This window comes from uncultured Kushneria sp., assembly GCF_947497025.1.
GTDB lineage: Bacteria > Pseudomonadota > Gammaproteobacteria > Pseudomonadales > Halomonadaceae > Kushneria.
On sequence record NZ_CANMFC010000003.1, the window covers coordinates 483,582 to 498,536 of the forward strand.

15 protein-coding genes are annotated in these 14,955 nt (G+C 58.4%); 6 read left to right on the top strand and 9 right to left on the bottom strand.

Going from position 1 to position 14,955, the window contains the following annotated elements; all coding sequences use genetic code 11:
• Nucleotides 1-7: 7 nt before the first annotated feature.
• On the top strand, nt 8-580 hold the full coding sequence (locus Q0931_RS08040) for an ACP phosphodiesterase (RefSeq protein WP_299259045.1): 573 nt from the start codon (nt 8-10) through the stop codon (nt 578-580).
• Here the strand turns inward: Q0931_RS08040 and glp are convergent.
• From glp to wrbA, 7 genes are all read right to left on the bottom strand, one after another.
• On the bottom strand, nt 566-1,765 hold the full coding sequence (gene glp, locus Q0931_RS08045) for a gephyrin-like molybdotransferase Glp (protein ID WP_299259047.1): 1,200 nt from the start codon (nt 1,763-1,765) through the stop codon (nt 566-568). The genes Q0931_RS08040 and glp overlap by 15 nt on opposite strands.
• Nucleotides 1,758-2,279, bottom strand: coding sequence for a molybdenum cofactor biosynthesis protein B (gene moaB / locus Q0931_RS08050; RefSeq protein ID WP_299259049.1), 522 nt, complete (start codon nt 2,277-2,279; stop codon nt 1,758-1,760). Before moaB ends, glp begins: the two co-directional genes overlap by 8 nt.
• Nucleotides 2,276-2,596, bottom strand: coding sequence for a DUF1244 domain-containing protein (locus tag Q0931_RS08055; RefSeq protein ID WP_299259051.1), 321 nt, complete (start codon nt 2,594-2,596; stop codon nt 2,276-2,278). The genes moaB and Q0931_RS08055 overlap by 4 nt, the downstream gene beginning before the upstream one ends.
• Before the next feature lie 111 nt (nt 2,597-2,707).
• Nucleotides 2,708-3,343, bottom strand: coding sequence for an XRE family transcriptional regulator (locus Q0931_RS08060; protein WP_299259053.1), 636 nt, complete (start codon nt 3,341-3,343; stop codon nt 2,708-2,710).
• 40 nt (nt 3,344-3,383) lie between these two features.
• Entirely contained in the window at nt 3,384-4,028 is a 645-nt protein-coding gene (pdxH, locus tag Q0931_RS08065; protein WP_299259055.1) for a pyridoxamine 5'-phosphate oxidase, read from the bottom strand.
• A gap of 86 nt (nt 4,029-4,114) precedes the next feature.
• Nucleotides 4,115-4,525, bottom strand: coding sequence for a DUF2069 domain-containing protein (locus Q0931_RS08070; protein ID WP_299259057.1), 411 nt, complete (start codon nt 4,523-4,525; stop codon nt 4,115-4,117).
• Between the two features lie 2 nt (nt 4,526-4,527).
• Nucleotides 4,528-5,139 carry an NAD(P)H:quinone oxidoreductase gene (gene wrbA, locus Q0931_RS08075; RefSeq protein ID WP_299259059.1) on the bottom strand — a complete coding sequence of 204 codons (612 nt, stop codon included), beginning with the start codon at nt 5,137-5,139 and terminating at the stop codon, nt 4,528-4,530.
• A 172-nt stretch (nt 5,140-5,311) separates the two neighbouring features.
• On the opposite strand from wrbA, the gene Q0931_RS08080 reads away from it, so the two are divergent.
• On the top strand, nt 5,312-6,556 hold the full coding sequence (locus tag Q0931_RS08080) for a YihY family inner membrane protein (protein ID WP_299259061.1): 1,245 nt from the start codon (nt 5,312-5,314) through the stop codon (nt 6,554-6,556).
• Between the two features lie 139 nt (nt 6,557-6,695).
• Nucleotides 6,696-7,295 carry a DNA endonuclease SmrA gene (gene smrA, locus Q0931_RS08085; RefSeq protein ID WP_299259063.1) on the top strand — a complete coding sequence of 200 codons (600 nt, stop codon included), beginning with the start codon at nt 6,696-6,698 and terminating at the stop codon, nt 7,293-7,295.
• A gap of 146 nt (nt 7,296-7,441) precedes the next feature.
• Here the strand turns inward: smrA and metH are convergent, their stop codons facing one another.
• Nucleotides 7,442-11,149: a methionine synthase gene (gene metH, locus Q0931_RS08090; protein ID WP_299259065.1), complete on the bottom strand. Its 3,708-nt coding sequence runs from the start codon at nt 11,147-11,149 to the stop codon at nt 7,442-7,444.
• 263 nt (nt 11,150-11,412) lie between these two features.
• Here metH and nfuA point away from each other — a divergent pair, with 263 nt between their 5' ends.
• Nucleotides 11,413-12,000 (top strand): Fe-S biogenesis protein NfuA, encoded by a 588-nt coding sequence (gene nfuA / locus Q0931_RS08095; protein WP_299259068.1) that lies wholly within the window; start codon nt 11,413-11,415, stop codon nt 11,998-12,000.
• Nucleotides 12,001-12,102: 102 nt separating this feature from the next.
• On the opposite strand, the gene Q0931_RS08100 is transcribed toward nfuA, so the two are convergent.
• Nucleotides 12,103-13,068, bottom strand: coding sequence for a DNA-binding protein (locus tag Q0931_RS08100; RefSeq protein WP_299259070.1), 966 nt, complete (start codon nt 13,066-13,068; stop codon nt 12,103-12,105).
• A gap of 239 nt (nt 13,069-13,307) precedes the next feature.
• Here Q0931_RS08100 and Q0931_RS08105 point away from each other — a divergent pair, with 239 nt between their 5' ends.
• Nucleotides 13,308-14,486 (top strand): site-specific integrase, encoded by a 1,179-nt coding sequence (locus Q0931_RS08105; protein WP_299259072.1) that lies wholly within the window; start codon nt 13,308-13,310, stop codon nt 14,484-14,486.
• Nucleotides 14,487-14,523: 37 nt separating this feature from the next.
• Nucleotides 14,524-14,934 (top strand): SufE family protein, encoded by a 411-nt coding sequence (locus Q0931_RS08110; RefSeq protein WP_299259074.1) that lies wholly within the window; start codon nt 14,524-14,526, stop codon nt 14,932-14,934.
• Nucleotides 14,935-14,955 lie beyond the last annotated feature (21 nt).

Sequence of the window (14,955 nt, forward strand, 5' to 3'; positions counted from 1 at the left end):
CGATCGATTGAATTTTCTTGCCCACGCCGAACTGGCGCGACACGGCAGCGACGTTTTCATGCTGGGTAATCTGGTGGCCGATGGCATCAAGGGACCGGCGAGAGCAGATACCGAACTGGCCAGGGGCGTACGGTTTCACCGTAAAATGGATGCCCTGATCGACCAGCACGAAACGACCCTGGCGCTCAAACAGCAATCACCCAGCGCGCAGCGACGTGTCTGCGGCATTGCGCTTGATATCGTCTGGGATCACTTTCTGGCCAGGCTGTATCACGATGAGCATTTGAACCAGCGCGTTTATGGCGTCCTGACCCGACATGCCTCCATGATTCCCGAGCGACAGACGCGGCTTTTTGAGCATCTTTGCCGTGAAAACTGGTTAAAGGGCTATGAGGATTTTGGTTTCACCTGTCGCGCCATCGCCGGAGTAGGGACGCGTCTCTCGGGCCCCAATCGGCTTGCCGAATTGACGCCCTGGCTGGAAAGGGAATATTCGCTGCTGGAAGACAGTTTTCACGAGATCTGGCCATGGATGCAGCGTGCGGCATGCGAACATGCCGCAAAATTAGCTGACCAGTAAAAGACACCTGACGCGCTCACCCAGCGTGATTTTCGAGTGGGCCTTGATCACGGCCAGTGCATTGGCGGTGACGCAGGAGCGCAGGATAGAGGAATCCTGGTCTTCAAACGCGTGCGCGCGGTAGCCATCGCCGTCCCACTGGAGGGTGACGCGCATGTAGTGATCACGCCCGGCAGTTTCGGTCTCGAAATCCGCTTGAGCGGTGACCTCCGGCAGGGCGTGCATCTCTTTACAGCCCTGCAGGCCGCCCAGAAGCGGGCGCAAAAAAAGCCACGCGCCGACAAAGCTCGATACCGGATTGCCCGCCAGACCCACAAAGCGACACTGATCAATGTGCCCCAGCGCCAGCGGCTTGCCAGGGCGAATCGACAGACGCCAGAGATCCAGCTCGCCCAGCAATTCCAGTGCGCAACGGACATGGTCGGCATCCCCGACCGAGACGCCACCGGTTGTCACGATGACATCCACCTGACGTGCGGCGCGCTCAAGTGCCTGCGTCATGGCTTCCAGCGTATCCGGCACCTGTTCGACCAGCGCCAGCTCGGCGCCAAAGCGCGGCAGGAGATCCATCAGCATGAACCGGTTGCCGTTATAGATCTGCCCGGGTGCCAGCGACTCCCCCGGCAGCTTCAACTCATCGCCGGTAAACAGCAGGGCCACTCTGGGTTTTTGATATACCGGCACCCGGTCAAACCCCTGGCCTGCCAGAAATCCCAGCGCGGCACTATTAAGCCGCGTGCCCTGAGATACCAGCTCTATACCGCTATTGATTTCTCGCCCCTTGAGGCGGACGCTGTTGCCCGCTTCAAGGCCGGCAGGAATAAAAACGCCGTCATCACGAACGTCCACCTCCTCCTGCATGATGACGCTGTCGGCGCCTTCGGGCAGGGGCGCACCGGTGAAGATGCGAGCACAAGAGCCTTCTGCCAGTGGCTCGGCCTGCTGGCCGGCCATGATCCGCTGACTAACGGGCAGCACCCTGCCACTATCCGCGGCACGCAGGGCATAGCCATCCATCGCGCTGTTATCAAAGGGCGGCGTATCGTGTCGAGCATGAAGCGTCTGTGCCAGTACGCGATTACCAGCCAATTCGAGCGCTACCCATTCGCACGCCAGAGGTGCGAGCCCCTTCGAGAGCGAGTCGAGTGCTTCCTGCGGGGTATGCAGCCGACCGCTTTCAGCCATGCTGCCTCCGTCCAGGAATCACCAGATTGGCAAAATTGCAGGGCTTGTGTCGGCTATCGAGCTGTTCAGCAAGAATGCCGTCCCAGCCGGTACGACAGGCCCCGGTCGAGCCGGGCAGGCAGAATACGGCTGTATGGTTGGCGAAACCTGCCAGCGCACGGCTTTGTATGGTCGAACTGCCGACATCATCCTGCGAGAGCCGACGAAACATCTCGCCAAATCCTTCGATATGACTGTCGAACAAAACGCCAACGGCTTCGGGCGTGGAGTCGCGCCCGGTGAAGCCGGTGCCACCGGTGGTGATCACAATCTGTACCTGCGGGTCGGCAATCAGTCGCGCCACTTCTGCGCGGATCTGATAGAGCTCATCGCGGATGATCTGTCGGAAAACGCAGCGGTGCCCGGCGCGCTCAAGTGACTCGATCAGCAAGGCACCAGAGCGGTCACTGCTTTCATCGCGAGTGTCAGAGATGGTCAACACGGCAACATCAAGCGGCACGAAATCATCATTCACGAGGAGGTTTTCTCCTTTGCTTTTTGACGTGCCTCAAGCGCCTTGAGCTGCTCCTCGGTGGCCGGCGGCTGGTGATGCGCCTTCCATTCGCTGTAGGGCATGCCATACACATGCTCGCGAGCGCTTTCCAGATCCAGTTCGACATGACGCTCTTCGGCCGCCGTCACCAGCCACTTGGAAAGGCAGTTGCGACAGAAATCGGCCAGAATCATCAGGTCAATGTTTTGTACGTCACGATTGTTATCGAGATGCTTGAGCAGACGACGAAAGGCAGCAGCCTCAAGCTCGGTTTGGGTCTGCTTGTCCAGCTGTTCCATGTTCAGCTCCTGTAAGCGTCCTGAATGCCGAAAAAAGAGAATGATAAAGCAAGGGCAGGGATATTGTAGGCCCTCACCAAAGCTCGGAGTAGTTACCACGATACGCGCGTGTCAGGCGCGATCACCCGGGGCGCATACCGACAGTACCAGGGCATCCTCTTCACTGATGGAGACCTTGGCGTGGCCCATGTCGCTATCGAAATAGAGGCTGTCGCCAGCCTCGAGTTGAAGAGGTTCATAGAATTCGCTATACAACAGGATCGAGCCTTCCAGTACCAATAAGAACTCTTCACCGCCATGACGGACCCAATCCGGAAATGCCTCGATGCTACGGGCGCGAACGATCGTCTTGAAAGGCGTCATGAGTTTTTGTGCCAGCTGCGCGGATAAGAGCTCATGCTCATAGGTGGGCGTTGGGTGCTGTTCTCCCTGACCACTGCGCGTCAGATCACGCCGCCCGGCATTGCAGGGCGCGCTGCGAGGACTTTTCAAAAGCTGGGGCATATCCAGCTCGAGTCCAATCATCAGCTTTTGTACGACCACAAAACTGGGGGATACCAGATCGTTTTCAATCTTGGAAAGCGTTGAGCGCGCCACCCCGGTGCGACGACTGACCTCTTCGAGTGTCAACTGCTGGGCACGGCGAATTTCACGCAAACGCTCACCCAGCCGCAGGGGCTCGACAAAAGGTTTTTGCTTGCGGGCAACCGTCATGCCGGCCTCTGCTTTTGCGTCACGATCTGTCATCTTGCACGGATATCCTTGTCGGCGCCGACCGCTTGTAATGTCAGGGCGCCAGCCGGCTTTTCAGCCAATGACCATCAGAGGTTCGCCAGCGATAGCGAATCCGATCATGAAGACGGCTGGGCTGCCCCTGCCAGAACTCGACCATGATCGGCACGACCCGATAGCCGCCCCAGTGCGGCGGGCGCTCGATTTCATGATCCTGATAGGCACGCTCAAAGCGATGGGTGCGCTCATCAAGCCATTGTCGATTCGGGATTTCCACGCTCTGCTGGGAGATCCAGGCCCCCAGTTGACTGGCTCTTGGCCGAGAGTGGAAATAGGCATCCGAAGTCTCTTCTGACACCTGCTCGACGTGACCTTCAACGCGCACTTGACGCTGCAGGGTCGGCCACCAGAACACCAGCGCTGCGTGAGGGCAGGTGCCCAGCTCGCTTCCCTTGTGGCTTTGATAGCTGGTGTAGAACACCATGCCGTTTTCATCGAAATCCTTGAGCAAAACGATGCGCGCGTGAGGCGTACCTTCATTGTCCGCCGTGGCCAGTGTCATCACGTTGGCGTCATCGTGCTCGCTTGTCACCGCCGCGTTGAGCCACTCGGAAAAAAGGGGCCAGGGGGTTTCGGGCGTGTTGTCGCAATCGAGCGCGTCTCCGGAATAGTCACGACGCAGATCAGAAATGGTGCTCATGAGCGGTTTCCTTGAAGCTTCGGGAGGCATCATTCAGCCTGCCTCACAATATTGTTCCGGGCATGATTCAAGACCCTGGCAGGGGGTCACCCTGTGCCCGGGGTATTATCGTTGCGCTGCCAGCGATGAATGTACAACGCATAGCTGCCGGCGCTGAGCAGCAGGGTCAGGGCAGAAAGTGCCTCGACCAGACCCAGCCACCATAATCCCGGCAATTGCAGCATGACGGCTCCCTGAATAATATAAAGCACGCTGACAAACGCCAGCCAACCATAGCCACGGCGGCGCTCGGTGCGCAGCACAATGCCCAGAAGCGCCAGCGGTATGATACGCACCAGCACGGGCAGCAGGGTCTCGGTGCCGCCTCGCTGTGCCAGTATCAGCCCCGTAATCAGTGTCACCGCCATGAGGGTGATCCAGCTGATGACCACGACCCGACGCGCCCGTTGCCGGGCGCCGGTGGCGCCATAGCGCTGCTCAAAGGTGCGAAACAGCACGGTTACTGTCCTCGCGTCGTTTCAAGTGCCAGTGCCAGCCGTGCCAGACGCTTGCCCTGCGCCATCGCCAGCGCGCGCTCATGCTCATCGATGCTGCGATCATTGTCCGGCCCGGCAAAGTGACTGGCTCCGTAGGGTGTCCCGCCGGTACGCGTGGTAAACATTTCATCCACGCTATAGGGAATGCCTGCGATGACCATGCCATGGTGCAAAAGGGGATTCATCATTGTCAGCAGGGTGCTCTCCTGACCGCCATGAATACTGGAGGTCGAGGTAAAGACCGTGGCTGGCTTGTCGACCAGCGCCCCATTGAGCCAGAGCGTACTGGTACCATCCAGAAAGTGCTTGAGCGCCGCCGCCATGTTACCAAAGCGCGTAGGGCTCCCCATGGCAAGCCCTGCACAGTCACGAAGATCATCATGACTGGCATAGACAGGACCTTCATCGGGGATATCGCTGGCCACCGCTTCACATTCGCTGGAGACCGCGGGCACCGTACGTAGGCGCGCTTCAATACCGCCTACCGATTCAATCCCCGCGGCAATATGGCGGGCAATATCACGTGTCGCGCCCTGTCGGGAATAATAAAGCACCAGTACGTAGGGTCGGGTCATGACATATCCTTGTGGGAACGATAGAGACCAATTCTGGCAGGAATGCCACCATTGTGCCCATTGAGGCCGAAGTTGTCAGGCCACACCGTCTTCAGATTCGATTGGTCAGAGCCCCGGGCGGTCGCTATGTTTCAGAGAGTCATCAAACAGTTATCGTCGGGAGCAGGACAAGGTGAGACGTTTTTCCATACCCCAGCCCCTGTGGCTGTTGCTGATGCCGTTCAGGGCGCTCATCAAGCTGGTCAAGCGGTTTAATGCTCATGATGGCCTGCAGACGGCAGCCTCGCTGACCTACACCACGCTGTTTGCCGTGGTCCCGCTGACCACCGTGGTGTATGCCCTGTTTGCCGCCATTCCCGAGTTTCAGGATGCCGGAGATCGCATGCAGCAGTTCGTGTTTCAGCAGTTCGTGCCCGAGACCGGGCAGACCATTCTGGATACACTGCGTGGCTTTACCCAGCAGGCCCGAGGGCTGACCATGGTCGGCGGCGTCTTTTTGCTGATCACCTCAATCTTGATGATGATGACGGTGGAAAGCGCGCTCAATCGAATCTGGGGGGTGCGTCACAACCGGCGCGGGCTGATGGGGTTTCTGGTCTACTGGGCCGTTTTGACTCTGGGACCCATTTTAATCGGCAGTGGCTTTTTGCTGTCTTCCTATCTGGCCTCCATCAGCATATTGAATTCAGCAGCGTCCTGGCTGGGCGCCGGCGATTTTATCCTGCACTTTCTACCGCCGATTCTGAGCTTTCTGGCGTTCTGGTTTATTTATATCACCGTGCCCAACGCGCGCGTGCGTTTCAAGCATGCTGCTGCCGGGGCGCTACTGGTATCGGTCTCGCTGGAGCTGGCCAAGTGGGGCTTTTCCATTTATGTCACCAACTTCCCTTCCTATCAGATTCTGTATGGCGCCTTCGCTGCCGTGCCACTTTTTCTGCTCTGGATATTCTTGAGCTGGTTTATCATTTTAATGGGCGCAGAGCTGGCTGCCTGGCTGGGCGAAACCCAGCACGCCGACTGGCGTCGCTGGCCGCTGTTCTGGCAGGCAGTGGGCATGCTGACGCTGCTGCACGAGAGACAGATCCGCGGCGAGGGCGCATTGAGCGCCGCCAATGTGCGCAAACGGCTGGGCGGGAGCTACCACAAGCTTTTGAACGTGCTGTCCGAGCAGGGCTGGATCGTGGTCAGTGATGAAGATGAATGGGTACTGGCCAGGTCGCTCGATACCCTTACCCTCAGCGAGGTCGTGGCCGGTCTGCCCTGGACCATGCCGGCGCAATATCGGCCGCCGGAAGGCTATAGTAAGGTGGCTGAAATAATGCATGCAGCGCACGAGCGCTATCATGATGCGCTGGATGTTTCGATGGCATCAGCCCTGACCAACCAGGCCAGCGATAAAACGCCTACCACCCCATGACGGCATTTGCCGGGAGGCTCGGCACTTCATATCTTATTCCCCATGCGACGCTCTGACATTGATGCTGCGTAAACCACAGCAAACCCTGTTCGAACGACAAGCCTATTGGTGACGTTGCCAATAGGCGAGGAGTAGCCCGATGAATGCCAATCAACGCGATGAGCAGCTTTTTTTCAGCGAAATGGCCGATGTCATTCCGCTCAACAAGGGGCGCAACCGCGCTGATGCTGGAAGCACCGGCATGCGAACGCCCAGCGATGCCCAGCTGGCGCGCCGGGCCAGCGCTCAGGATGGCGAGCAGGAGAGCAATTTCCTGTCCGATGAGTTTGTCGACCTGCTGCCGGCCAACGATCCGATCGAATTTCGACGCGACGGTATTCAGACCGGCGTCATCGAGAAATTGCGTCATGGCGGCTATCAGGTCGACTCTCAACTTAACCTGATCAAGCGACCGGTCACCGAGTGCCGTCGAGAACTTTTCAACTTCATCCGTCAGGCGCATCACCATGAACTGCGCTGTGTGATGATCATCCACGGCCGTGGCAAAAGCGACGAGAGCCATGCCAACGTGGTGCGCTCCTATGTGAGTAAATGGCTGGGCCAGTTTGATGAAGTGCAGGCCTATGTCACGGCTCAACCGCGTCACGGCGGCATCGGAGCCACCTATGTCATGTTGAGAAAAACTCACCGGGCACGCCAGCGTAACCGTGAACTGCATCAGCGCCGCCGCGCGCCCTGAGCGCAGGTGCGGCCGGCAGTCGAACGGCTCATATCGGAATGACAGCTGCTAAAAGACAGTGACCAAAAAGGGCCTCTCGATGAGAGGCCCTTTTTTTAAGGCTATTTTGACGCTACCGGGTTCATGCCGCGGTCAGGGAATCATGACTATTCATCGGGGTTATAGGAGAGAATCGGCGACAGCCAGCGCTCCATGGTGTCGCGCGACATGCCCTTGCGCGTGGCAAGCGCATCAATCTGGTCGCGACTGATACGTCCGGTCGAGAAATAGCGCGACTGCGGATGCGAGAAGTACCACCCGGAAACCGCAGCCGCCGGCCACATCGCAAAGCTTTCCGTCAGTGTCAGCCCCGTATTGGTTGTGGCGTCCAGCATCTCGAACAGCGCGGCCTTTTCCGTATGATCCGGGCAGGCCGGGTAGCCGGGGGCAGGGCGAACGCCTCGATATTTTTCACTGATCAGGTCGTCGTTATCCAGCGTCTCATCCGGTGCATAACCCCAGTGCTCGCGCCGAACGCGTTCATGCATGTTTTCGGCCAGTGCTTCAGCCAGACGATCCGCCAGCGCCTTGACCATGATGGCATTGTAGTCATCGCCGTTTTGTTCGTAGTGTCTTGCCAGCTCATCCGCACCATGGCCCGTCGTCACGGCAAAACCGCCAATCCAGTCAGGCCGCCCGCTTTCCCTTGGCGCCACGAAATCCGCGAGGCTATAGCAGAGGCCATCGCGGTTTTTGGTGGTCTGCTGACGAATATGATGCAGGTTCTGGATCACTTCACTGCGCGATTCATCGGCATAGACTTCAATCACATCGTGATCGACCGTGTTGGCCGGCCAGAAGCCGATCACGCCACGCGCCTGTAGATGACGCTCGTCGATGAGCTTGTCGAGCATGGCGGTCGCATCCTGATAGAGATTGCGGGCGGCTTCACCGACCACATGGTCTTCCAGAATTTGGGGGTACTTGCCCGCCAGCTGCCAGCTCATGAAAAAGGGCGTCCAGTCGATGTACCTGACCAGCGTACGCAGGTCGATGTCGTCAAAAACGCGCAGTCCGGTGAAGGCCGGCTTCGGCGGCTCATAGTCGGCCCAGCCACCATCAAAGCGCCGCTCGCAGGCCTGGGCGTAGTTGAGGTCGGCTGATTTGGGGCGTCGCTTGCTGTTACGTTCGCGCACCTTTTCATATTCGGCGCGGATCTCGCCGACATAGGCTTCCTTGAGGCCGGGCGAGAGCAGTCTGCTGGCCACACCTACGGCACGCGAAGCATCGGTAACATAGACCACGGGATGGCTGTAGGCCGGCTCGATCTTGACCGCCGTATGGGCCTTGGAAGTGGTGGCGCCACCGATCAGCAGTGGGATATCAAAACCCTGACGCTCCATCTCCTTCGCCACGTGTACCATTTCATCCAGCGAGGGCGTAATCAGGCCGGAAAGCCCGATGATCTGGGCCTTATGTTCCCGTGCAGCTGCAAAGATCTTCTCGGCGGGCACCATGACGCCCAGATCGATGACCTCGTAGTTGTTGCACTGCAGCACCACGCCCACGATGTTCTTGCCGATATCGTGCACATCGCCCTTGACCGTGGCCATGATGATGCGGCCCTTGCTGTGATCCTCGTCACTCTTTTCGGCCTCGATGTGCGGAATCAGGTACGCCACGGCCTGTTTCATGACACGTGCGGATTTCACCACCTGCGGCAGGAACATCTTGCCGGCGCCGAACAGATCGCCCACCACGTTCATGCCGTCCATGAGCGGGCCTTCGATGACCTGAATAGGGCGCTCGGCCCGCTGGCGTGCCAGCTCGGTATCTTCCTCGATGTAGCTGGTGATGCCCTTGACCAGCGCATGCTCGATGCGCTTTTCGACCTCCCAGCTGCGCCACTCGAGATCCTCCTTTTTCTGGACGCCGCTGCCGTCATCCTTGTAGCGCTCGGCGATATCCAGAAGCCGCTCGGTGGCATCCTCACGGCGGTTGAGCACCACATCTTCCACGGCGTCGCGCAGCTCTTCGGGCAGGTCGTCATACACCGCCAGCTGGCCGGCATTGACGATGCCCATCGTTAGCCCGGCATGGATAGCGTGGTAGAGAAAGACCGAATGGATGGCCTCACGAACCGTGTTGTTGCCGCGAAAGGAGAAGGAGACGTTGGATACGCCGCCGGAAATCATGGCATGGGGCAGGTGCTGCTTGATCCAGCGCGTGGCTTCGATGAAATCGACCGCGTAGTTGTTATGCTCCTCAATGCCGGTGGCGATGGCAAAGATGTTGGGATCGAAGATAATGTCTTCTGCCGGGAAGCCGATCTCGTCGACCAGAATGCGATAGGCGCGCTCGCAGATCTCGGTCTTGCGCGCCATGGTATCGGCCTGGCCCTGCTCGTCGAAGGCCATGACGACGATGGCCGCACCAAACCGGCGGCACTGTTGTGCCTGGTAACGGAAGCTGTCTTCGCCTTCCTTCATCGAGATCGAGTTGACGACCGCCTTGCCCTGAACACACTTGAGGCCGGCCTCGATAATCTCCCACTTGGAGGAGTCGATCATGATCGGCACGCGGGAGATATCTGGCTCGGAGGCAACAAGCTTGAGAAAGTGCTCCATTGCCCCCTTCGAATCGAGCATCCCCTCATCCATGTTGATGTCGATGACCTGGGCGCCGTTTTCAACCTGCTCAAGCGCCACTTCCAGCGCGGTATTGAAATCCTCTTCCTTGATCAGCCGCTTGAAACGGGCAGAACCGGTCACGTTGGTGCGTTCGCCGACATTGACGAACAGCGACTTCGCGTTGATGTTGAACGGCTCAAGGCCCGAGAGACGACAGGCCGGGGCCACATCGGGCACCTTGCGCGGGGGAAGATCAATCATCACCCGCTTGATCGCGGCAATATGCTCGGGCGTGGTCCCACAGCAACCGCCCATGATGTTGACCAGTCGCTGCTCGCCAAAGGTGCGCACAATCTCGGCCATCTCGTCGGCTTCCTGATCGTACTCGCCGAATTCATTGGGCAGACCGGCGTTGGGATGCGCTGACACATGGGTGTTGACGCGCCGCGAAAGCTCTTCCAGATAGGGCCGCAGATCTTCGGCACCAAGGGCGCAGTTGAGCCCGACGCTGATCGGGCGGGCATGACGTACGGAGTTCCAGAACGCCTCGGTCGTCTGTCCCGATAGTGTCCGTCCGGAGGCATCGGTGATGGTGCCCGAAATCATGATGGGCACACGGTAGCCAAGCTCTTCGAACAGCACATCGAGCGCGTAGATGGCCGCCTTGGCATTGAGCGTATCGAAAATGGTCTCGATCAGAATCAGGTCGCTGCCGCCCTCGATCAATGCGCGTGCCGCTTCCACATAGTTATCGACCAGCGCATCGAAGGTGACATTACGCTTTGATGGGTCGTTGACGTCCGGCGATATCGAAGCGGTGCGGCTGGTTGGCCCGAGAACGCCGGCCACAAAACGCGGCAGTCCTGTCTCGGATGCCACCTCGTCGCATACGGCCCGCGCCAGGCGTGCCGCCTCGTAATTGAGTTCCACCACCAGCTCTTCAGCGTGATAATCCGCCTGGGAGAGCCGGGTGCTGTTAAAGGTATTGGTTTCAATAATGTCGGCACCGGCTTCCAGATAGTCGCGGTGCAGACGCGTAATCACCTCGGGCTGGCTGAGCACCAGCAGATCGTTATTGCCCTTGAGATCACTTTCCCAGTGCGCAAAGCGGTCGCCGCGAAAGTCCTGTTCGGTCAATCGCTCGTTCTGGATCATGGTGCCCATACCGCCATCAAGGATCAGTATGCGATCCGACATCAGGCGGGTCAGCGTCTCCAGAACCGTCGAATCGGCAGCTTGAGGCATGGAAGGAGATCTCCGGGTAAATAGTGAGACGTATATGAAAGAGGGCGTATTCTAGCAAACCCCCATCAGGCGGACAGTTTTGTGGCCTGAAAGACATTCACGACCAGCATGAGCCCGAATCATTCTTGCCTCCTCGGGTAAGGCACCAGCAGGTGGTCAGCCATTTTTATTTACCCGAGTATTGCACTCGGATTTGTCGCGAGCTGCTGGCTGGCATAAAATATCGATAGATTTCTTTATTGCGATTGCGCACGAGGCCGTCAATGAGTCAGAGCATCGAAATTACCGAAAGCGCGCAGGAGTATCTCGCCGACCTGCTGTCGCGTCAGGACGTCGAAGGCATCGGTGTGCGTGTCTTCATTACTCAGCCGGGCACGCCCTACGCTGAAACCTGTCTGGCCTACTGCAGGCCGGGTGAGGAAGAAGAGAGTGATGAGCGCATTCCGCTTGAAAAGTTTGATCTCTTTCTTGAAAAGCACAGCGTGGCCTTTCTGGAAGATGCCGTTGTGGACTTTAACGCCGATCGCATGGGTGGGCAGCTCACCATCAAGGCACCCAATGCCAAGATGCCCCAGGTCAGCGACGACAGTCCGCTAGAGGACCGGGTCAACTATATCCTGTACAGCGAGATCAACCCGGGGCTTGCCGCACACGGGGGCGAGATTCGCCTGATTCAGCTGACCGAAGACAATGTGGCCGTACTGCAGTTCGGCGGCGGCTGTCAGGGATGCGCGGCGGTGGATGTCACGCTCAAGCAGGGCGTCGAGAAGACGCTGACCGAGCGCATTCCCGAACTGACGGCGATCCGCGACGTGACGGACCACACTGATACGACCAACGCCTACTATTGATCGCTGATCAAGGCGTTCGTCTGGCAGCATCGAACGTTGAACGTCAAAACCCCGGCATGCCGGGGTTTTTTGTGCACCGCTATCGGGCGGACCGTTCACGTTTCAATAAACGAACGGCGGCATGGGTGCCTTGGAAAGTCGCTCCTGCAACACCCTGAGTTCGGTGCGAAGCCGTGCCAGTTCCTGATCGCGCTCGGCCAGCAGACCCGAGAGATGATCCTCCCGTCCGCGACTTTCCTGAAGCTGCTGCTCATTGTGACGCGCATGCTGACTTAAATCGCGCATCTTGCGCTCTTCTTCCTGCAGGGTACGCCGCTGCTGCTCCATCTGGGTCGTGATCTTCTCGATACGCTCTTCAAGCTGCTCGTGGCGACGTCGCGCCTGCTTCTCGAGTTCCTGCTTTTCATGACGCGCGCTGTCGAGCAGCTGCATCAGACGGTTTTCAGCGCTTTCATGGCGTGACTCTTCCTGCGCCAGGCGCCGCTTGTGCGTTTGATCAAGCTGCTCAAGGCTTTCGTGATGCTCACGCTCAAGACGGTCGCGCTCTTCACTAAGCGTATTGATCTGTCGGTCACGCATGGCCAACCGCTGATCCCGCTCTTCAAGCTGTCCGCGCAGATGCGCCGCTTCGCTTTCCAGACGGGCGAGGTTGGTGGCCTTTTCCTCAAGCCGGGCGGCCGTGCTGTCCAGTCGCTCGCTCAGGGCGGCCAGACGCTGCTGGGTGTCTTCCACCCGGCGCTGCGCCTGCCGGGTTTCCTCTTGCGCCTGTTCTACCTGCTCATCGGACTGCTGACGATAGAAGGCCAGTGCTTCACCGGCTTCTTCCTGAGCCTGCTGCCAGAGGCCTGCCAGCGCATCGTGCAGGCGCTCCGGAATGGCCTGCGGCAGGGGCACATCACGATTTTCCTCACGCCTTGCCCGCCACTCTCGCAGGTGATCACTGATCGTGGTGAAGCTACCGGTGCCCAGCACTTCACGGATGCGCTGAACGCTCGGAACATCACCGCGCTGTATCAGGGTTTCTATCGCCCTTTGTACATCTTCGAATTGCACGCCACTTCGTGCCATGACGGCCTCCTGAGTTCCCTGTAATCGCCCGGTAGTTGCTTGTTATTGAAGATGGGCGGCGTATGACCATCACTATAGCGGGTTATTGTGTCAAAAGCAGTATTACGTAAATATGAGTTACGTAATTTTATTTATTATAAGACGCACAAATTCATGATTACGCGTCTTATCATGATTTTTCCCATCCTAATGGGTATCATGCGCGACAAGGATCACCAGAAGCTCTGAATGGGGTGACAATGAAAAAGGCGTTAAATATCGAACCTGATACCGAAAGGGCGCCTCACACCTTACTGGTAGAACGCGACCGTCAGGCGCTGCCCGGTCAATTGGTCGACGCCATTAATGATCGCGAGATTGTGGCGGCATGGCTCAAGGAATATCGCGCCAGTCCCCAGACCCTCAGGCAGTACCGCAAGGAGGCCGAGCGGTTGCTGTTATGGCTTGAAGGGCAGGGCAAACGCCTTACGGATATTGACCGACGGGCGCTGGATGAGTTTGAACAGTTTCTTGCCGATCCAAGCCCTGCCAGTGACTGGATTGGACCACCCAGACCCCGGTACAGCGAAGAGTGGCGCCCATTTCGAAAGGGGCTTTCTGCTGCCAGCCGTCGTCAGAGCCTGGTGATCCTGCAAACGCTCTTTGGCTGGCTGATAGAAGCAGGGTGGCTGAGCCAGAACCCGTTTCGATTGATGCGGGACAAGCGCCGACGGCTGGATAATACGCAGGCCGGGGTTGAGCGCTATCTGGAGCGCCCGTTGTGGCAGTGGTGCTGGCAGCGACTCAATACGCCTCCTCCGGTCGATGCCCCACCCAGAATGCGGTACGAGCTTGAACGGCGGCGATTCATTTTTGCTTTTGCCTATTTGCTGGCACCCCGGGTGAGTGAAATGAGCCAAGCGCGCATGAACGATTTTCAAAGGCGCGAAGGGCATTGGTGGTGGCAGGTCACGGGCAAGGGCAGCAAACAGGCCAGCATTCCCGTGCCGGACGCCGTAATGACGGCCTTGAGGCAGTGGCGCGCCGTGCTCGGGCTGCCGGCAACGCCATCACCCGAGGAAGATACGCCCGTGATCAGGGCGCTGGATGGCAGGCGCGGTGTGGGTGATAACCAGCTCTATCGCATGATCAAAAGGGCCCTTGAATCTCTGGCAACGGAGAAAGAGCGGCAGGGCGGCGAAGGGGAACGGCATGAAGCACAGCGCCTTCGTCAGGCGACGCCGCACTGGCTTCGTCACACCGCCATTACCCATCAGGCCCAGCAGGGCGTAGAGCTGCGTTATCTGGCGCGCACGGCACGTCACTCAAGGCTTGAGACAACCGCCCGCTATCTTCACGCTGAAGCACAGGAGTGGCATGGACAGATCAATCGGCACACCCTCGATCTGCCAGACGAAAGCGGGGATGACACGCTATAATGCCCACCTTTCACCTATACCAGCACATGGAGCCGGCATGAGTCCGCAAGAGGCCCAGCAGGAATTGATCGAAGAGTTCGACATGTTTGATAACTGGATGGATCGTTATCAATACATCATTGATCTGGGCAAGCTGCTGCCCGATTTTCCTGACGAATGGAAAAACGACGATACGCGCCTTGAGGGTTGCCAGTCCAACGTCTGGGTTCAGGGCGAAAAGCAGGGCGAGAAGCTGCACTTTCATGCCATGTCAGATGCCGCCATTGTGTCGGGCCTGATCGCCATATTGCTGCGCATTTACAATGACAGAACGCCGCAGGAAATCCTCAATACGCCGCCCGATTTTCTGGCCGCGCTGGATCTGGACAAGCATTTGTCTCCGACCCGTAGCAATGGGCTGCACGCCATGCTCGAGCGCATCAGGACGACGGCGCATGCTCATGCCTGATATGAAGGCGATCAAACCTGT